The sequence below is a fragment of the Azovibrio sp. genome (assembly GCF_049658005.1).
Lineage (GTDB): Bacteria > Pseudomonadota > Gammaproteobacteria > Burkholderiales > Rhodocyclaceae > Azovibrio.
Genome location: NZ_JBASOH010000038.1, coordinates 1 through 20,421, shown reverse-complemented (window position 1 = coordinate 20,421; position 20,421 = coordinate 1). Strand labels below are relative to the sequence as shown.

Below are 20,421 nucleotides of genomic sequence, written 5' to 3'. Positions count from 1 at the left end.
AAAAGAACCCTGGGATAAACCTATGACCATCCGCTCACTCTTCGACCCCAGCAAGGACATCTACCGGACTATCGAGAAGGTCATCACCTATGGCGCCTCGACTGATGTCCGCCTCAAGGCTGAGATCTCCGAATACGTGGTCACCGAGAGCATCGAGGAGCAGTTCCGCAAGCTCCTCGATCGCATGCAGCTCGCGATGGAGTCCGGCGGCGAAAACGAGGTGGGCGTCTGGGTCTCAGGCTTCTACGGCTCCGGTAAGAGCTCGTTCACCAAATACCTCGGCCTGGCCTTCGACGACCAACGCACCATCGACGGCACGCCGTTCATCAATTACCTGCAGGACCGCCTGCACAAGCCACAAACCAAGGCCCTCCTCAGCACTGTGGCGAAGCGCTTCCCGGCTGCCGTGGTCATGCTGGACCTTGCCAGTGAAATGCTCGCCGGCGCGACGATGGAAGATGTTTCCACAGTCCTTTATTTCAAAGTGCTGCAGTGGGCCGGCTACTCGCGCAACCTCAAGGTCGCGGCCTTCGAGCGCATGGTCGAAAAGGATGGCCGCACGCCTGAGCTCCATGAACGGATCGCCCAGGCACTGCCGGGCGCAACCTGGGCCCGCGTGCAAAACAACCCCCTGGCCATCGACGGACTGATCCCCAAGATCGCCCATGAGATGTACCCGGCACTCTTCCCGGAGGCCAAGTCCTTCTCGTCCAGCACCGAGGGCTTCTTCCAGTTCGAAGACCAGCGCGTGCAGGAGATGATCGACATCGTCCGCGAAAAAAGCGGCAAGCAGAACTTCATTTTCATCGTCGACGAAGTCGGGCAGTACGTCGCCTCGCGCGACAACCTGATCCTCAACCTCGATGGCCTGGCCAAGAACCTCAAGCGGCTCGGCGATGGCAGGGCCTGGATCATCTCTACCGCGCAGCAGACCCTCACTGAGGACGACCCACGCGCCGCACTCAACTCCGACAAGCTGTACAAGCTCAAGGACCGCTTCCCGATCCAGATCGACCTCGAATCGAGCGACATCAAGGAGATCTGCTACCGCCGCCTGCTTGGCAAATCACCGGCGGGTGAGGCGGAGCTTGGCAAGCTGTTCGATGCCCACGGCCAGGCGCTGCGACACAACACCAAGCTGCAGGACGCCAAGTATTACGACGCCGACTTCAGCAAAGAGAGCTTCACCAATCTCTACCCGTTCCTGCCGGCACACTTCGACATCCTGCTGCACCTGTTGGGTGCGCTCGCCAAGTCCACCGGCGGTATCGGCCTGCGTTCGGCGATCAAGGTGATCCAGGACGTTCTCAAGGGTGAAGGTGGCACCAAGGCCATGGCCGATCAGCCGGTGGGCTGGCTGGCCACCACGGTAACGCTGTACGACGAACTGGAAAAGGATATCCGTCGCGCCTTTCCCTCCCTCCACCAGGCGGTCGGCAAGGTCCAGATCCGCTTTCCGGATTCGCCGCTCCACCAGGACATCGCCAAATCGGTGGCCGTGCTGCAGATCCTCGGCAACCTGCCGGTCACGCTGCAGAACGTCGCCAGCCTGATGCACCCCTCCGTCACCGCCCCTTCGCAGCTCGACCCCGTCAGAAAGGCCGTGGAAGAAATGCTGGGCGATGTGTACGTGCCCCTGGGTGAGAAAGACGGCAGCCTCATCTTTCTCAGCGAAAAGCTGCGCGACATCGAACAGGAGCGCGGCGCCATTGCGCTACGCACCATGGACGTGAAGCGCATCTTCAACGATGCGCTGCGCGAGTCCTTCGATCCGCTACCCCGCGTCAGCCTCCACGGCACGATGGCCGTCGCCACGGGCCTGAAAGTCCAGGCCGGCGGCGCCATCACCAGCTTGGCCGGTGATCAGAACACCATCCAGACCGTTGTCGAGTTGGTGCCCGCCAGCGACTACGACACCGCCAAGAACCGGATGCTGGATGATTCCCGTGGCCGCGTGGGCCAGAACGTCATCGGGCTCCTGGCGCGCGCCAACTCCGAACTCGACGACCTGGCCAACGAAATCTATCGCTGCCAGCGCATCGCCGAACTGCATCGCAACGAGCCTGACCAAGAGGTCAAGGACTACTGCACCGGCCAGCTCGACCGTGCAGCCAAGCTCGCGACGCAACTGCAAAGCAAGATCAAGCAGACCCTGCAGGCCGGCTCGTTTGTCTTTCGCGGCCAGGCCACCGCCGTGTCGGCGCTCGATGCCGACCTGCTCGAAGCCGCCAGGAAGCTGCTTTCGGACGTGGCCGGGCAGGTGTTTGATCGCTATGTCGAAGCCCCCGTTCGGGTCGCCACCGACAGCGCCGAAAAATTCCTGAAAGTTGCCAACCCCGCAGCCATCAGCAGCGCGCTCGACCCGCTCGGCCTGGTGCAAACCGTGGCCGGTCGCGCCTCCTTCAAGACCGACCACAAGGCGATGATCAGCATCCGCGACTACATCGACAAGCGCGGCACGGTCGATGGCAAGCGTCTGCTTGACGACTTCGCCAGCGCCCCGTTCGGCTGGTCACCGGATACCACGCGCTACCTCATCGCCGCCATGCTCATGGCCGGCGAGATCAAGCTCAAGGTCTCCGGGCGTGAAGTCACGACCGCAGGGCAGCAGGCCATCGACGCGCTCAAGACCAACAACTCCTTCAAGCAGATCGGCGTCGCATTGCGCGACGAGCGCCCGTCCATCGAAACGCTCGGACGTGCCGCTGAAAGGCTCACCGAACTGGTGGGCGACATGGTGATCCCGCTTGAGCAAGAGATCAGCAAGGCGGCGGCCAAGCACTTCCCGCGCTTCCAGCACGACTACGGCTCCTTGGCTGAAAAGCTCAGTGGCCTTGGGCTGGCGGGTAGCGAACGCATCCGCACCTTGAACCAGGACATTGCCGACGTCCTGTTCACCGATGCTTCCGACGCACCGCAGCGGTTGGGTGCAGAAACATCCGCCATTTACGACAACCTCAAGTGGGCGCAGGAAGTAAAGCGCGTGCTCGACAATGGGCTCGACGCCACCCTGCGCGACTTGCAAGCCCATCGCCGCGACATCGAGGCCTTGCCGGACACCGGCGTGCCAGGGGAGCTGCGCCGCGAACTTGCCGAAGACCTGGGAACCCTGTCAGAGCGCCTGGGCAAAGAGGACTTCTACAGACACACCGCCGACTTCAATTCACAGCTCACCCATCTCAAGGGCCGCGTGCGCGATGCGGTGATCACGCTCTCCGACCAGCAGAAGCTGCGCCTGAAAGAAGGTGTCGAGGACCTGCAGCGCATCCCCGAATGGGAAGAGCTCACCCAGGAAGAACGCGGCAACGCCGTCAACCGCCTGGATGGCCTCGCCCTGGCCGCGACCCAGGACCTGGCCGGACTCAAGAAACTGCTGGCGCGTGACTACGACATCAACAGTACCCTCGAAGAGCTCAAGCGCTCCATCCAGCGCCAGGGCCAGGAACGCCTGCGCCAGCGCATGGAAGAAGAGCGCGCCAAGGCGGGTGATAAAGGCCCGGCCAAGCTCACCAAGTCGATCGCAGTGCCCATGAAGATGACATCGGCCGCAGATATCGATTCGTTGATTCAGCAGCTCCACGAAATCAAGGCTCAGCTCGCGCTGTATGCCGAGATCGAAGTGTCTCTTGTCCTGGGTGAACAGCCTGGAACAGGTGGGAGCTAAGCATGGAGCTGACCACCGAATCCAGGCAACACATCGAGCAGGTCGCCGGCGAGGCGCTCACCCAGCTCGACAGCATCGCTACAGCTGCAAAACGCAATCTGCACGATGGGCGAACGCTGGGCTCCGATTCCTTGGCGAGCGTCAATACGATGACGTCTAGTGCGGCCATCCAGAAACTGGATCAGATCAGCCAGGCCAACCGAGAGAGCTACCAGATTTTGGCGGCTGAGCCTGCGATCGCCCGTGTCGTTGTCGTGGATGAGGAAGGCGACGAGCGAACCTATTACATCTGTCGAACCACGCCGGTTTCGGGTTTTCAGAATCTGGCCAGTTATCGCGCCCCAGTTGGTCGTCTGGCCTCTTTGGCGATCGGGGCTGAATTCACCCTGCCCAATGGCACCGTTGTCGAGGTCTTGGAGCGCGCCCAACTCCGCCCCGCCGCGCTGGCCGATGGCTGGGATTCGCGCGACACCGTGGTGGAAGCCGAGCATTTCGGCCCACTCACTATCGAGTCGTTGCGAGCGCTACTGACTGAGGTTGCCGGAGAAGAAGTCACTGAAGACCTCCTGGGTCAACTGCTGGCCGAAGAAACCGTTAAGGCCAACATCATCGACGGCGTACGCCGCAGCGTCATCACCAAGATGGGGCTGCGCGATCAGCCCGTTCTGGATCAGTACCAGGATGAGATTTTTCGCCTTCCCCTCGACAAGCGCTTGCTGATTCTTGGTCCGCCCGGCACGGGTAAGACGACAACCTTGATCCGTCGTCTCGGCCAGAAGTTCGACACTGCCTTTCTGGAAGAAGGCGAACAACGTCTGGTTGAGACGGTGGCCACCACCCAGGGCGTCTCGCACGCCAACAGCTGGCTGATGTTCACGCCCACCGAACTGCTCAAGCAGTACCTAAAGGAGGCTTTTGCGCGAGAAGGCGTTCCCGCCTCCGATCTGCGCATCAGAACCTGGCAGGACTACCGGCGCGAGCTGGCCAGAAACGCTTTCGGCGTCCTCAGAACCGCATCGGGTGGCGGTACATTTGTCCTGAAAGACAGCCTGCCAAGCCTGAGCGCAGAGGCGCTGGATCGCCCGATTCAGTGGTTCGACGATTTCAACACATGGCAGCGCAACGCCTACGTGCAAGAGCTGCATGAAGCGGCCAACATGCTCCGCGAAGCCAAGGCGCCAGAAGTCCAGAGCTTGGGCGAGCGGCTACACAGCATCCTGACGCAAGCCGGCGACGGCGCGTTGGCATCCACATTCGGGTCGCTGGCTGCCGAGCTCCCCAAAGTGCAGGCGCTCGTCGCCAGCCTGAAAGAAGCCTCTGACGGCAAGATCAAAGCCGCGCTCAACCTCCAGCTCAACCGCAATCGGGCGTTCCTTGATGAGTTGGCGCGCTTCATCGATGGTCTGCAGCAGGCCCAAACCACCGATACTGATGAGCAAGATGACCTCGATGCCGAAGAGGAAGAAGACACCACAGCACCGCGCACCGGTCGTGCCGCCGCTCTCAACGCTTACATGCAAGCGGTGCGAGCCCAAGCCCGATCTGCAGCCTCAAAGCGTGCGGTCAGCAAGACGTCGCGTAACGGCAAAATCATCGAGTGGCTGGCCGATCGCGGCCTGACGGAATCCGATCGCGCTGAGGTGGGTGCGAGCCTACTGGTGCAGACCAACGCGCGCCGCTTCGTGAGCCCGGTCAAGCGCTATCTCGACGGCATTCCCAAGCGCTACCGCGCGTTCCGGCGCGAACGCCAGCAAGCCGGGAGCTGGTATCGCAACGAAGGCTTCGAAGCCCGCGATATCCATCCGCTCGAACTGGACATTGTGCTGCTCGCCATCCTGCGCGCCGCAGGCGACTTGATCAGCCGGCCCAACGTGCAGCGCGATATCGACAGCCCCGCTTGGTCGGCACTCCAGCCCATCCTGGGGCACTACCGCAACCAGGTTTTGGTGGATGAAGCGACCGACTTTTCTCCTATCCAGCTTGCCTGCATGGCCGCCCTGGCGCATCCACGGCTGCGCTCGTTCTTTGCTTGCGGCGATTTCAACCAGCGCCTGACCACCTGGGGTGCCCGCTCCGCCGATGAAATGAAGTGGGTCTTTGCCGACTTCGACATCAAGGAGATCACCGTCTCCTACCGGCAGAGCAAGCAACTGAACGATCTGGCTCGCGCCATGATTCGCGCTGTCGGCGGCACCGAGCAGAACGTCAGCTTGCCAGTGCATGTGGACAGTGGTGGCGTAGCGCCCGCGCTCCTGGAGCACGCAACGGACACAGCAATCGTTGTCAGTTGGCTGGCAGATCGCATCCGAGAGATTGAGCGTTTCGTCGGCCAGCTGCCGTCCACCGCCATCTTTGTGAATGCCGAAGACGATGTGGCGCCAGTGGCTGAGGCGCTGAACGAAGCCCTGTCCGAACACAACATCCAGGTCATTGCCTGCCGCGAGGGTCAGGCGGTGGGCCAGGAAAGCAACGTGCGCGTGTTCGACATCCAACACATCAAAGGCCTGGAGTTCGAAGCGGTGTTCTTCGTGGGCATTGACCAACTCGCCGCACTGCATCCAGCGCTCTTCGACAAATACCTGTACGTGGGCACCACGCGTGCGGCCACCTACCTGGGCGTGACCTGCGACGGCGGTTTGCCGCCCGCCATCGAGAGCCTGCGCGCTCACTTTGGCCAGGATTGGCAAGCGCCCGGTTCACTGCAAGCAGGCACAGAACAATAGGAATCGATTGATGGCCTTCGACCAAACAACAAGAAACCGCCTCCAGCGCTTCGTCAACGATGCGCGCCGGGTGCTGGAAGATGAATTCACCCGCCAGCTGCAGAACGACTATGGCATGGACCCGAACGCGGGCACGGTGGCGGAGCTGGGCAGCCTGCGGCATATCAACGACGCCCAGCGCGAAACCGCCCGCATCCTGCGCGATACCCTGGCGCACTACACCGCCAGTGGCGACATGAATGCCACCCAGGGGCTGGACCGTATCGTCCGCGAGCAGGCCTTTACCGTGCTGAACCGCCTGGCGGCGCTGCGCATGGCTGAGGCGCGCGGCTTGTTGGTCGAATCAGTGGGCAACGGTTTCCAGGCCAAGGGCTTTCAGCTCTATGCGCGACTGGCTGGCACCGGCCTGGTCGAAACCGGCGATGCCTACCGCGTGTACCTGTTCAGCGTGTTCGATGAACTCGCCCAAGACCTGCCGGGCCTGTTTGACCGCTACTCACCGCAGGGCCGCCTGTTCCCGCGAGAGGCCGCGCTGCTGCAAGTGCTGAACCTGATTAACGATGCCGACATCGCCCCGCTGTGGAGCGAGGACGAAACCATTGGCTGGATCTACCAGTACTTCAACTCCAAAGAAGAGCGCAAGGCCATGCGCGATGCCTCGCAGGCGCCACGCAACAGCCGCGAGCTCGCGGTGCGTAATCAGTTCTTCACCCCGCGTTACGTGGTGGAGTTTTTGGTGGACAACACCCTGGGGCGGCTCTGGTTCAACGCCACCGGCGGGGCAACGGGCTTGCGCGAGCGCTGCCAGTACCTGCTGGTCAAGCCGGATGAAGTAGCCAGGGATCAGTGGCCGGTGGCTGGTGGGGAGAAAGTCGATCGGGATCATAGGGCGGTAATCAGAGAAAAAAGCGGCGAGGTGCATCCGCTTACGGCTTCTCTGACCACTGACCACCGATCACCGACCACTGCTCTCAGAGATCCGCGCACGCTGAAGCTGCTCGACCCGGCCTGCGGCTCCATGCACTTCGGCCTCTATGCCTTCGATCTGTTCGCCGAAATCTACCGCGAAGCCTGGGCCTGGGAGCAGCAGCACGGCCCCGGTTCGCTCGATGTCTCGCCCCAGCCCCAGGCGGCCCTGAAACCGCTGTGCCAGACCTATCAGGACGAAGCGGCCTTCTTGCGCGACGTGCCGCGGCTCATCATCGAACACAACCTCTACGGCGTGGACATCGACCCGCGTGCCGTGCAGATCGCTTCGCTGGCACTGTGGCTGCGAGCGCAGCGTGCCTGGCACGAGGCCGGCGTCAAGGCCAAAGACCGCCCACTGATTGGGCGGGGCCATGTGGTCGCCGCCATTGCGCCGCCAGCAGAACGGGAGTTGCGTCAGCAGTTTGCGGCCAACCTCGATCAGCGCGACGGCGAGCTGTTCGAGAAGACCCTGCAACTGCTCAAGGGCCTGCCCGAGCTAGGCGTGCTGCTCCAGGCCGAGCGCGAGCTGCCGCACTTGATCCGCCAGGTCTATGTCGGCACCGGCACCGGCCTGTTTGCGGAGCAGGAGCTGGACAACTGGCAGCAGGCCGAGGCGCGGTTGCGTGAGGCGCTGACTGAATTTGCCCAGGCAGCGAAATCCACGTACCAAGGGCGACTATTTGCACAGGATGCACTGCAGGGATTGCGGCTCATCGACCTGTGCCGTGAAGTGTTTGATGTGGTGGTGATGAATCCACCGTTCGGCGCGCTGGCTGCCAACACCAAGGATCAGCTCGCCAAAGCCTATCCGCGCAGCAAGAATGACTTGTTGGCCATCATGGTGGAGCGTGGCCTGGAACTGCTGCGCGCTGGTGGCCGCCTTGGCGCCATCACCTCGCGCACCTGTTTTTTTCTCTCCAGCTTTCAGAAGTGGCGGGAAGATGTGGTGCTGGGAATTGCCAAACCAGAGGTTATGGCCGACCTGGGCTTCGGTGTGATGGACGATGCGATGGTCGAAGCGGCAGCCTACGTTTTGCAGAAATCGGAATAGGAGACATGACCATGCAACAGGCGATACAAATTCAGACGGTGATCAATGAGGCGATGGTGAAAGACGCCCCTGGCCTGTTGCCCTTGCTGGGGCACCGGGTACAGATGATTGCCATCGATCTGGAACCTGAGGCGCCTGCGAAGGCTCGACCAAAGATCACCTTGGAACAATTCCTGGCGACTCGCCTGAAACGGCCGAAGGGCGTTGCACCGGTAACGCTGGAGGATATGGAAAAGGCGATTGTTCGAGGCGCTGTAGATGGAAACCTTTGACACCAATGTGGTCGTGCGAATCTTGGTGGAGGACGATCCGCAGCAATCGTTTGCAGCGTTGAGCCGCTGGCGGCAGGCGCTGGAAGCGGGCGGAGCGTTCTTGCCCAGATTGGTGTTGGTCGAGGCCGTTTGGGTCTTGCGAATATCCTATGGGTTTAATCGACAAGCGATTCATGGGGTACTCGACGCTTTGCTGCGCACCGAAGGCGTTATTGTCGAGGATCAACCCTCGGTGCTCGCGGCTTTGGCGTCTTACGCCACGGGGAGCGCCGATTTTTCGGATTATTTGATCCTGGAGTCGGCGCGTGCTGCCCGAGCACTTCCAGTGCACACGTTCGACCAGCGCTTTGCCCGCCATGCGGACGTCTCGCTCATCGTCACCGAGGCGTCGCCATGACTCAATTCCTGCGCCTTTTGGCCGAGCCCGACAAGGCCGCTGCGTTGTTGGAAGTATGCGGAAAACAGCGGGCAGCAGGCTGCGGGCAGAATGCAGAAGGCCATGATCCGAGAATTTTCGAGGTCGCGCCGGAATCCTTCGCTGCCGTGCCGGGCAAGCCGTTTGCGTATTGGGTGAGCGAAGCCGTCCGGCAGGTTTTCAAGCGACTTCCTTCTTTTGAATGTGACAAGCGCACTGCGCGCCAAGGGTTGGCCACAGCAGAAGATTTCCGTTTTGTTAGAACTTGGTGGGAAGAGCCTGGAGACGGGTGGCATGGCTTTGCCAAAGGCGGCACTTTTTCACCTTTTTACGCAGATGTTTATCTCATGACGAACTGGGATAAAGACGGTGCAGAGGTAAAGGCGGGAATTTGCAGACGGTATCCGTACCTGAATGGGAATGCTGAGTTCGTAGCGAAGAATCCACAGTTCTATCTCCGCCCCGGCCTCACCTGGCCGCGGCGCACCAACGGACTTAGCTTTCGCGCCATGCCTCGTGGCTGCATATTTGCTGACAAAGGACCTGCCGCCTTCGTTGCCGATGACTCGCCCGATGCCTTGCTCGCACTGTGCGCCCTGGTTAACAGCCTGGCCTTTGGCCAGCTGGTTTCAGTCCAATTGGCACGTGTCGAGTTGGCGCAGTCCTTCGAGGTAGGGCTAATCCAGCAAACCCCTATTCCTGACCTCGGCGCCGAACAGCAAGCCAGACTTGCCACCCTGGCCCGTCGCGCCTGGTCCTTGAAGCGCACCCTGGACACGATAAACGAGACTTCCCACGCCTTTCTGCTCCCCGCCGCCCTGCGTTCTCGCCTGGGCGATTACGACCCGGCCGTGATCGAAGCGGAGCTGGCGCGCATCCAGACTGAGATCGACGCCATCGCTTTCGACCTCTACGGCTTCAGCGAGGCCGACCGCCAGGCAGCAACCGGTGGTCAGGGAGCGGTGGTCAGCGAAGGGGACGCCACCTCGGCAGCTGAGGATGACGACGATGCGCAAACCGACCACGGACCACAGACCACCGACCACTTGCTCGCCTGGGCCGTCGGCGTGGCGTTTGGCCGCTTCGACTGGCGCCTTGCCACCGGCGAGCGCGAAGCCCCGCCCGAACCGGAACCCTTCGACCCACTCCCCGCCAAGAGTCCCGGCATGTTGCCGGACGGCGCCGAGCCCTTCCATGCGCACGCGAGCATCCTGGTCGACGACCCAGGGCATCCGCATGACCTTGCACGTTTGATCGAGGAAGTGCTCGATGAAGTGTTCAGTGATCGGTGGTCGGTGGTCGGCAAAACTCCACTGGCCACTGACCACTGGCCACTGAGTACTGACATCCGCCGCTGGCTGCAGCGCGAATTCTTCGCCTTCCATCTGCAGCGCTACTCCAAGAGCCGCCGAAAAGCCCCCATCTACTGGCCGCTGGCTACCGCGTCCGGCAGCTATACGCTGTGGGTTTATTACCCCAGCCTCACCAACCAGACGCTGTACACCGCCATCAACGACTTCGTGGAACCCAAGCTCAAACAAGTCGGCGCTGATGTGGCGACGCTGCGCAACAAGGGCTCGGCCCGGACCCGCGACGACGAGAAACAGTTCGAGGCGCTGCAAGCCTTCGAGTTAGAACTGACCGAGCTGCGCGACACCCTGCTCAAGCTCGCGCCGACCTACAAGCCTAACCACGACGACGGCGTGCAGATCAGCGCCGCACCGCTGTGGCCGCTGTTCCGACACAAGCCCTGGCAGAAGGTGCTCAAGGACACCTGGGAGAAGCTCAAGAAAGGCGACTACGACTGGGCGCATCTGGCCATGAACTACTGGCCCGAGCGCGTGCGTGAGAAGTGCAAGACTGACAAGAGCCTCGCCATCGCGCATGGGCTGGAGGATTTATACATCGAGCCCGAGGCAGCACCGAAGAAGACTCGCGGCAGACAGCAAACGAAGGAGATGTGATGATCCAAGAGGCCAAGACAACGAAGAGACAGGGCATCCCGCGTATCAAGTCTTTGCGGGTCGAGAATTATCGCGCCCTACGCAAGGTTGAACTGGATAAGCTGACGCCGATGACGGTTCTGCTAGGCCCCAACGGCAGCGGCAAGTCTACCGTTTTTGATGTGTTCAATTTCCTTTCCGAGTGCTTTCAATTTGGCTTACGGCACGCCTGGGATCGGCGTGGCCGAGGCAAGGAACTGAAGACACGGGGTGCAACCGGCCCTATCGTTTTCGAGCTGAAATATCGTGAGCAGCCCAAGAGCCCCGTCATCACCTACTACCTGTCAATTGATGAGGGAGCCAAAGGACCAGAAGTGGTCGAGGAATGGTTGCAGTGGCGGCGCGGCACCCGAGGCCAGCCGTTTCGATTTCTGGAATTTCGTCGTGGCAGCGGCAGGGCGGCGAGTGGTGAAGCGCCGGATGAAGACGATAAACGTGTCGAGACCAACCTGCGTTCCCCGGATCTGATCGCGGTGAATACCTTGGGACAATTCACCGAGCATCCTCGTGTTGCGGCTCTGCGCGAGTTCATTACCGACTGGTACGTGTCTTACCTGTCCATCGATCAGACGCGCAACCAGCCGGAAGCCGGCCCGCAAGAACGCCTGAGCAAGGGCGGGGAGAACTTGCCCAATGTCATCCAGTATCTGAAAGAGCAGCACCCAGAACGCCTGGAACAGATTTTTGCGGTCCTGCGCCAACGCATTCCACGTCTGGAACGAGTGGAGGCCGAGCCCATGCCGGATGGCCGTCTGTTGTTGCAGATCAAGGATGCACCCTTCGAGCAGCCGGTGCTGTCCAAGTTTGCCTCCGACGGCACCATGAAGATGCTGGCTTACCTGACCGTACTCTATGACCCGGACCCTCCGCGCTTCATCGGCATTGAAGAGCCCGAGAATTTCCTGCATCCGCGTTTGCTGCCCGAACTGGCTGAAGAGTGCCGCGCCGCGTCCGAACGCTCCCAGTTGTTGATTACCAGCCACTCGCCCTTCTTGCTCAATGCCATGCGCGCCGAGGAGGTGCGTGTGCTTTACCGAAATGACCTGGGGTTCACCCAGGCCATCAGGGCTTGCGATATTCAGGGCATACCCGAGTTTGTGAAAGCGGGCGCGACCTTGGGGTACCTGTGGATGGAGGGGCATTTTGGCCTGGGTGACCCATTGGTGAATCAGGGCGCGCCTCGTGCTGCAAAAAAGGGGCGTGGCTGATGCTGGAAAGACTGATTGTGTTTGTCGAGGAATACTCGATGGAGGCAGCGCTGGAGCAACTGCTGCCCAAACTGCTCGGAGATATCGAGTTTCAGATCATCCGCTTTCAGTGCAAGGATGACCTGCTCAAGCATGCACCCGATCGCCTGAAAGGCTATGCGGCTTGGCTGCCGCATAGTTGGCGGATTCTTGTGTTGGTGGATCGCGATGACGACGACTGCAACAAGCTGAAAAAGCGTCTGGAGCAGATGGCAGCCGCTGCAGGCTTGGTGACCAAGACGAATGCTGGGCATGGGCAGCGCTTCCAGGTCGTCAATCGCATAGCGATCGAGGAGTTGGAGGCCTGGTTTTTTGGTGACTGGGCGGCTGTGCAGGCCGCCTACCCACGGGTAGCTGCCACGGTTCCGCAGAAGGCGGGGTTTCGTGACCCCGATGCCATCAAAGGTGGGACTTGGGAATCAATCGAGCGATTACTCAAGAAAGCGGGCTACTTCAGTACAGGCTTACGCAAGTTGGAGTTGGCTCGGTCGGTGGCTGTGCACATGGATATTCAGCGTAACCGCTCCCGTAGCTTCCATGCGTTTGCTGAAGCTGTGACTGCGGCCATGGCGTAAGGACTGTTGATGAACATTGCCGAATTCATTCGAGATAACGTGCTGCGGCCGCGTCTGCTGCAGGCGGGGGCGCTGGTGGTGTACGACGCTGATCAGCGCTACCGAGAACTGTGCTTTGACCTGGCGGGCGAGAAGGTGCGGGTGGTGGATGCGTCCGAGAGCAGCATCGAAAGCCGCGAGGCGGCGCTGCGGGCATTGCGCGAGCTGGGGCAAGCCCCCGGCAACGGCAAAGGGGCGCCGCTGGAAGGCGTGCTGATCTGCGTGCCAGCCCAGCGACCTGAGACCGACGAGCAGAAGCAAGCTGATCCATTCGCCCTGTACGCAGAATGCGGCGCGGTATTTCCGCAGGACGATGGCGACGAGTACCTGAACCTGTGCCTGCGCGCCAGGCCGGATCACGCCACCGAGATCCGGCAGGTGTTTGCCACGTCTCCCTCTGGGCCGACCTTTGCCGTGATCGATGCCATTGGCGGTGGAGTGAGTTGGCCCCAGTTGCGAGCCACGCTGCGGGTGGAGTCCGGCCGCGAGATTCTGGCTGCACTACTGGCCCCAAGTGCCAGCCAATCCGAAGCGCTCAAGGGGCAGGAAGGCTGGGTACAAGAGGCACGTGATTTCCTCCGCGCTACCTTGGGCCTGAGCGTGAAGACGCGCGGCAAGACCTGGTCTGCCCTGGCGGATGAACTGTGGCGTTACGTGCTGTTCAGTGAGTTTGTATTTGATCTGCCCGTGGCGCTGCCGGACACTCTGAAGGGGGTGCCGCATGCACCGATGGAAGCCAGACCCATCGTCGAGGATGTGTGCGACCGTCTGCGCAGCGATCCGAAGTCGCGCGCGATATACATTGAGCGCGCCGAGACCACCGAGGCGGAACTCAACCTGCCCGATCTTTGTGGCGCGATTGAAGACCTGGGCGAGCGCGATACCTTCCCCTTCGAGGAGCGGACTTTCCTGCGCCTGGGCGTCATGGGCATCGTCAGCGGCGACACCGATGCCACGCGCCGCGTGCTCGGCCGCCACAAGAATTCGGTATGGCTCGGCAAGGGCGAAAGCCAGGCCCAGTGGGAGTTGGTGCGGTCTGGCTTGAGCCTGGTTGAGGCCTGCGACGATTTTGAGCGCCAGTTACCGGATCACGCCCGCTCGCAAGCGGAGCTGATCGACTTCTACTTGGGTAGCCTACGCGAAGCGGATCGCTTGCAGCGCGAATTTGAGCAAGCGGCGGGCGACTTCCTTGACCCACATGGCTTGATGCAGGAGGTGATGAGCCAGGCCCGAGCGCGCTATCGGCGCCTGGCGGAAAAGGTCCAGGGCGTGTTCGTGAAGCACATCGAGACGGCGGGTTGGCCGCCCGCCGGGCGTCTGGCCAATGCCGATGTCTTTGATCGCCTGGTGGCGGATCGCCTCAAGGAAAGCGGGCGCAAGGTGGCCTACCTGATGGTGGACGCCCTGCGCTATGAGCTGGGGGTGGCGCTCGAAAAACTGCTGGCGGAAGACGGCCCGATAGAGCTGCAAGCGGCCTATGCACAGCTGCCGAGCATCACCCCGGTGGGCATGGCGAGCTTGTTGCCTGGTGCCCGCACGGGCCTGACCCTGGCGCTGGAGAACGAATCACTCCTGCCTGAACTAGCGGGAGCGCCGGTGGGCAACGTCCCGCAGCGCATGAATGTGTTGGCCAACCGATATGGAGATCGCTTCGCGGAAATGCCGCTCAACGATTTTGTGCGTGGCAATCCGCAGATCGCGGAGACCGTCGACCTGCTGGTGCTGCGCTCCACGGAAATCGACAGCCAACTGGAAAGTAACCCCGAGACGACCCTGGGCTTGATCCCTGGCATGCTGAAGCTGATTCGGGTGGCACTGCACAAGCTGCGCGGCCTGGGCTTCAAGGAGGCCGTCATCGTCACAGACCATGGCTTCTTCCTGAACGCACAGGCGCAGGCCGGTGATGTGTGCGTCAAGCCGCAAGGGCAGTGGCCGGTGAATGCGCATGACCGGATGCTGCTGGGCGATGGCACGGCAGATGGGCACAGCCTGGTGCTTGGCGCCGAGAAACTCGGCATTCGCGGTGACTTCCGCCAGGTGGCGCTACCGCGCAGCATGGCCCCCTATCGCGCGGGGCAATTGTATTTCCACGGCGGGGCATCGCTGGCCGAGGCCGTTGTGCCGGTGCTGGTCGCGCGGCTCGATAGCGCCACCCAGGCCGACTTGCGCAAGGTGGTGGTGGAGCTGAGCTACAAGAATGGCGCCAAACGAATCACTACGCGATTGCCGGTCATCGAAGTGATACTGGTGGCCGACGATATATTCTCGCAAGACATGAGCGTGGAGATATTGCTGGAAGCGCAGGACGGCAAGGGCAGGGTAGTGGGCGAGCCGCGCCCGGGCGGCGAGGTGAACCCGGCAACCCGGACCGTGACTCTGATGCCAGGCCAGCGCAAGCAGATCGCGCTGAGGATGGAGGATGAGTTCAGAGGCAAGTTCAAGGTTGTGGCGCTGAACCCCACCACCCTGGCGGCCTACAGCAATCTGGCGCTTGAAACCGACTATACGGAATGAGTCCATGGATGAACTCGACCAAAAACTGAACGCCACCTTCGATGGCAAGGTGCTGCGCAAAGACTTGCTGCACCGGATCAAGAAAGGTACCAACGTCCCGACCTTCGTGCTCGAGTTCCTGCTTGCCAAGTATTGCGCCAGCAATGACCAGGCCGAGATGGATGCTGGCATGGAGGCGGTGCTCGCAGCGCTACAGGAGAACTACGTGCGGCCAGACGAGGCCAATGCGGCGCAATCCAAGGTCGCCACCAAGGGCAAGCATCGCTTCATCGACAAGGTCCATGTCCGTTACGTCGAAAAAGAAAAGCGCCACTGGGCAGCGCTGGAGAACTTCAATTCGCAACGCATCGCGATTGGTGAAAAGTTCTACCGCGACAACGACAGGTTGCTGGAAGGTGGCATTTGGGCGGAAGTGACCCTGGCGCACAACGACATCGAGGAGGACGACTACGCGTTTTCCATCGAGGATCTGCGCCCGATCCAACTGACCCGTTTCGACTTTGGCCGCTACGCAGAAGGCCGCGCCGCTTTCACGCGCGATGAGTGGATCGCAGTGGTGCTGCGCTCCGTCGGTCTGGAACCCGGCAAGCTCGCAAAACGCGTGCAGATGCACTTCATCGCCAGGTTGGCTGCGCTGGTTGAGCCCAACTACAACTACATCGAGCTGGGACCACGCGGCACCGGCAAGTCCTATTTCTTCAGTGAATTCTCGCCCTACGCCACCTTGATTTCGGGCGGTCAGGCGACCAAGGCTACCCTGTTCTACAACAACGCGCGCCGCAAGGTGGGCCTGGTGGGCTTCTGGGACACGGTCGCCTTCGATGAGGTCGGGGGCATCAAGATTCGCGATCCGGACACCATCCAGATCATGAAGGACTTCATGGCCAACGGGCGCTTTTCGCGCGGGGCTGAGGTTATTGCTGATGCCAGTTTGAGCTTCGTTGGCAACATCGACGTGTCCGTGCAGCAGGTGGTCAATTCGAACGAGCACGACCTGTTTCAGCCCTTGCCGCCAGAGCTCGACCTGGCCGTGATGGACCGTTTCGCTGCCTATATCCCGGGCTGGGAGATGCCGAAGAACAGTAGCGAGTTCCTGACGAGCAACTACGGATTCATCACCGACTACCTGGCGGAGGCTTTTCACTACCAGTTCAAGCACACGAATCGGTATGAGGAAGTGAGCAAACGCATTCGGCTCGGCAAGGCGATCGAAGGGCGCGACGAAAAAGGCATCAAGAAAACCGTCTGTGCGTTCTTGAAGGTCCTGCATCCAAATGGGCCACCCACGGACGAGGAGTTTGAGGAATACGTGGCCTATGCCACCGAGTGCCGCCGCCGCGTCAAGGAGCAGATGAACAAGCGCAAACCGGATGACGAGTTTGCTCGCATCAATCTGTCTTACTTCAAGGCCAGTGGCGAGGAAGTGGTGGTTTTCTGCCCTGAGTCCAAGGATGCATCGGCAACGCAAGAGCCTGCGCGCCGTCGCTTGAATCAGGCGGATGGGCAGCCTGCAGAGGTGGTTGCGGTGCAACCCGCTGCGCAACCGGCGCCTGCTGCTGCGGAATCTCCAGCAGAACCGACGCCGGTATCACCGGACCTTGTTGCAATTTCGCTGCCACTGGTCGAACTCAAGGAACAGCACTTCACCATTCTCTATGGCGATACCGGTTACAGCTATGAGTCGATCATGGGGCCGTATCTGCAAGGAGCGAAGGCTGTGCTCATCGAGGACCCCTACATCCGGCTACCGCACCAGATTCAGAACTTCGTGCGCTTCTGCGAGACGGTGCTAAAGGCTGGAACCGTGAAGAAGATCAGCCTGATCACTGGCTACGACGACAAGACCCAGTTGGCCGACATCGCCGAGAAGCTTGATGAACTGAAGCAAAGCCTGCTGGAGTTGGATGTCGAGCTGGAGGTAAAGCTCAACCCGAACATGCACGATCGGGAGATTCGTATCGACAACGGCTGGGTGATCAAGATTGGCCGGGGGTTGGACTTCTTCCAGAAACCTGGCAGCTGGTTCGAGGTGGGCGCGAATGATCTGAGCTTGCGCAAGTGCCTTGAAACGAAGGTGGATATCTTTCGAAAATGAAACCGGAAGCGCAGGGTCGGCTTGCCCGCAAAACATCGTTCCAGCTTGAGCGCTGTCGCAGGAGTCGCCACGAAGGTGCCGCAGGCAGTGTTCTGTCTGCTGACCGCGCCACCACCACGGTCCATCGGCGTCGAGACTGGTTACCAGTCCTTACCCTTTTCCAACAGGGACCAAAGCGTCCCATGTACAGCCCAGGCCTCCCCCCGCAGGACTTGCTACCTTCCCGAAACAGAGCGTTCATGGGTTCCTACCCACCACAAGGAGTTAACCATGACTACCACCACCCACTTTGACCAACTGCAACTCGCCGAGCGTTGGGGGCTGTTACCCAAGACGCTGGCGCGCTGGCGCGTCATTGGCACCGGACCAAAGTACATCCGGCTGCCTGGCAAGGTCATCTACCTCTGAGCGACATCGAAGCTTACGAAAACGAGTGCCTGGTGTCATCGACCGCCGAGTTCCGCAAACACACGAAGCCGTCCGACCAGCCAGTGACCACCGGACAGAGCTGATAGCCCGTATTCGTAAATTCCTCGAGGCTCATGCGGATGGCTCAGGCTCTTCCTCCATGTCGGCGGCAGGTGCACTGAGTCTTCGTACTGTCAGGGCAGAGCGTTGCTCGATCAAGGTCACGATTTGTTCAACTATGCCATGGCTACCGAAGCCACGCGAGGGGCCTGACTGCAGTTTACGCGCGGTGGTCGGCATCGACTTTGCCAAGGCCAGAATCCGCTTTCTGGCCTGAGCCCTGCTGAGGCCAACGGCTTCCAGGAACTGGTCCCAGTGCCGTGCCTGCACTTCGCTGAACTTGTACTTGCTGCCAATCTTCATCGCCATCTTGGGCGTCAAGGTTGGATAGGCCGCCGTCGAGAGCACGTCATAGAGCGGCGCCAGGACAGCGGACTTGCCCGCGTAGAGCAGCGAGAAGTTTTTTGCGTGCGCGTCGTGATTGCCGATCAACGCGTTGAAGATCACGTAGTCGAGCATGTGCAGGATGTGCGGTGCGCTGGGGCGCGTAGCGCGTCGAACCAGATCAAAACATTGCACCAGATCCGGGCCGCCTTCGTTCTGGTATTTCATTTCCGGTACCACGCCCAGCGCCTGGCAAAAGTCCTCTTGATGCAGGCGCTGCCGTAGGCCTTGTGCATCGGCCACCCGGTCGTAGCGCTCGACCAGCAAGAACTGTCGCCCCAGCACGGAACGTACCTGCGACTTGGCCGGCTTGAGCTGCATGGCATCTGCCAGCGCCAGGCAAAAGCCTTCGTTGCTAACTGTGTCCGCTAAAGTACGGATGGCAGGCTTCAGGATATGTGAGCTGGGCGTTCCATTTCTTGGCAGACCGATCCGGTCGCCATCGAAGACCACGGGCAGTTTGTCTTGAGCGCCCGCCAGTGAGAGCCGCAGTCCGTCCTTGCCGGCCAACATCGGCCGATGCGGCAGTTCATCGAGAATGGCCACGATCTCTTCGTCGCTCAGCCACTGAACGTCGTGGCCATGCTCGGGACTGGACAGCGGCTGCCCTGGCTCCAGTAAGGTCACGGCCCCTGCACACTCACCACCGATGTGATCGAGCAGCGCAAAATCGTTCAGGCTCGATACCTGAAATTGCTGGGCAATGAGACGCCGGAGTTGTCCCTCAGGTAACAGCCCTGCAAAGAAGGGGCGCGCGTGGTGATCGTCGAACGGTTCTGCTTGTAGAGGCAGCGAGCTGGACAGGGTCACTGCGTCGGTGCGTGAAAGCCAATCCGGGGCATAACGGAAATTCAGCCGGCCGTCGATTAGAGCCAGAGAGCCAACCCGCTCGGCGAAGAGCCAGACTTCAAGCTCACGCGCCATGTGGGTTGCCTTCAAGGTGATTTTCAGGGGCGGATGATGGCAGGCCGATGAGCTGGAGCGTTCCACCCAAGGCATCGATAACACGTAGCACGTTTTCCAGACGTAGAGTGGCCTTGCCTGCTTCCAGGTCGACGATGAAGCGCACACCAACGCCTGCAGCCAAAGCCAGCTGAGGCTGTGTCAGGCCCAGCTGCTTGCGTGCAGCACGCAGCGCGTCACCGAGTTGTTCTGTGGTCTGTATGGAGCTCATCACTGGACTTGTTTCCCGTTCGGGAAATTATCGACCGGTTCAAAGAAGGAAGCAAGCCATATTTCCCGTTCGGGAATTTTCCGTACAACAGCGCACTACCAAAGCCAAAAAATCCCGATCGGGAAATTCCGGCAGATGCAAACCGCTGGTTGACTCGTCAAAAGTCAGCAAGCGGGTCTGTCGTCACGGGCTTCCCTGCGATTATGAATCAGCAGGTTAGAAACGACCGTGAGGAGCGATGAGGGCAAATGAGGAAAGATGCGTACAGGTTGGGGCTAATACGGAACGAAGGTGGGTCACTCGCCCGCCACCGACAGTAGCATGAACGTACGCAAAACAGGACGCGCCTACCCTTGCGTACCGATGCGAAAGGTTTCACCGCGACGAATCGTACCTCAAAACCGACTTTGCGCCGGCCCCGGTTTTTCTGGACACGAATTTGAGGTTGAATCGTGTCTGGAAAAGGAGCGGAGTCATGCTGAAGGGATCGCAGGTTGAAGAGGTTGCGCCGGGGTCGGCGGAAGGAGCGCGTAGCGCGACTGGAGGCGAGCCCGGCGCGGCCGCCGAGGTGAAGCGCGGGTCGGCGGGGCGGAAGAAGGAGGTTGTCTTGCGACTGTTACGTGGCGAGCCGGTCGACGCCCTCTCAAGGGAGGTGTCGGTGCCGATATACAAACTCGAAACGTGGCGCGACCGGGCCTGGCGGGCATTGACGCCGGTCTCAAGGAACGCGAGAACGATCCGGTGGAGCGGCAACTCGACGACGCCAAC

Annotated in this window: 14 protein-coding genes; 11 read left to right on the top strand and 3 right to left on the bottom strand. The window is 60.9% G+C overall.

Features of this window, described 5'->3' with window-relative positions:
- The first annotated feature begins 22 nt into the window (after positions 1-22).
- The 11 genes from brxC (at position 23) to WBH99_RS03815 (ending at position 17,975) form a co-directional block, all read left to right on the top strand.
- Positions 23-3,664 carry a BREX system P-loop protein BrxC gene (gene brxC / locus WBH99_RS03865; RefSeq protein WP_424218800.1) on the top strand — a complete coding sequence of 1,214 codons (3,642 nt, stop codon included), beginning with the start codon at positions 23-25 and terminating at the stop codon, positions 3,662-3,664.
- Between the two features lie 2 nt (positions 3,665-3,666).
- Positions 3,667-6,387, top strand: coding sequence for an ATP-binding domain-containing protein (locus WBH99_RS03860; RefSeq protein WP_424218799.1), 2,721 nt, complete (start codon positions 3,667-3,669; stop codon positions 6,385-6,387).
- Positions 6,388-6,457: 70 nt separating this feature from the next.
- Positions 6,458-8,407 (top strand): Eco57I restriction-modification methylase domain-containing protein, encoded by a 1,950-nt coding sequence (locus WBH99_RS03855; RefSeq protein ID WP_424218798.1) that lies wholly within the window; start codon positions 6,458-6,460, stop codon positions 8,405-8,407.
- Positions 8,408-8,412: 5 nt separating this feature from the next.
- Positions 8,413-8,679 (top strand): hypothetical protein, encoded by a 267-nt coding sequence (locus WBH99_RS03850; protein WP_424218797.1) that lies wholly within the window; start codon positions 8,413-8,415, stop codon positions 8,677-8,679.
- The gene (locus tag WBH99_RS03845; protein ID WP_424218796.1) at positions 8,666-9,076 is read left to right on the top strand and encodes a PIN domain-containing protein; all 411 of its coding nucleotides are present in this window, start codon (positions 8,666-8,668) and stop codon (positions 9,074-9,076) included. The genes WBH99_RS03850 and WBH99_RS03845 overlap by 14 nt, the downstream gene beginning before the upstream one ends.
- Complete coding sequence (locus WBH99_RS03840; protein ID WP_424218795.1) at positions 9,073-11,058, top strand: hypothetical protein; 1,986 nt, start codon at positions 9,073-9,075, stop codon at positions 11,056-11,058. Before WBH99_RS03845 ends, WBH99_RS03840 begins: the two co-directional genes overlap by 4 nt.
- Entirely contained in the window at positions 11,058-12,305 is a 1,248-nt protein-coding gene (locus WBH99_RS03835; RefSeq protein WP_424218794.1) for an AAA family ATPase, read from the top strand. Before WBH99_RS03840 ends, WBH99_RS03835 begins: the two co-directional genes overlap by 1 nt.
- A complete protein-coding gene (locus WBH99_RS03830; protein WP_424218792.1) occupies positions 12,305-12,919 on the top strand; it encodes a DUF4276 family protein in 615 nt (204 codons plus the stop codon). The genes WBH99_RS03835 and WBH99_RS03830 overlap by 1 nt, the downstream gene beginning before the upstream one ends.
- A gap of 9 nt (positions 12,920-12,928) precedes the next feature.
- Complete coding sequence (locus tag WBH99_RS03825) at positions 12,929-15,472, top strand: PglZ domain-containing protein (protein WP_424218791.1); 2,544 nt, start codon at positions 12,929-12,931, stop codon at positions 15,470-15,472.
- Positions 15,473-15,476: 4 nt separating this feature from the next.
- A complete protein-coding gene (gene brxL / locus WBH99_RS03820; RefSeq protein WP_424218790.1) occupies positions 15,477-17,567 on the top strand; it encodes a BREX system Lon protease-like protein BrxL in 2,091 nt (696 codons plus the stop codon).
- Positions 17,568-17,837: 270 nt separating this feature from the next.
- Positions 17,838-17,975 (top strand): hypothetical protein, encoded by a 138-nt coding sequence (locus WBH99_RS03815; protein WP_424218789.1) that lies wholly within the window; start codon positions 17,838-17,840, stop codon positions 17,973-17,975.
- Positions 17,976-18,107: 132 nt separating this feature from the next.
- On the opposite strand, the gene WBH99_RS03810 is transcribed toward WBH99_RS03815, so the two are convergent.
- The 3 genes from WBH99_RS03810 to WBH99_RS03800 form a co-directional block, all read right to left on the bottom strand.
- Positions 18,108-19,403 carry a type II toxin-antitoxin system HipA family toxin gene (locus WBH99_RS03810; RefSeq protein WP_424218788.1) on the bottom strand — a complete coding sequence of 432 codons (1,296 nt, stop codon included), beginning with the start codon at positions 19,401-19,403 and terminating at the stop codon, positions 18,108-18,110.
- The gene (locus WBH99_RS03805) at positions 19,393-19,653 is read right to left on the bottom strand and encodes a helix-turn-helix transcriptional regulator (protein WP_424218787.1); all 261 of its coding nucleotides are present in this window, start codon (positions 19,651-19,653) and stop codon (positions 19,393-19,395) included. The genes WBH99_RS03810 and WBH99_RS03805 overlap by 11 nt, the downstream gene beginning before the upstream one ends.
- Before the next feature lie 375 nt (positions 19,654-20,028).
- Positions 20,029-20,421, bottom strand: a 393-nt coding sequence (locus tag WBH99_RS03800) for a hypothetical protein (protein ID WP_424218786.1), incomplete at its 5' end; no start/stop codon positions are given.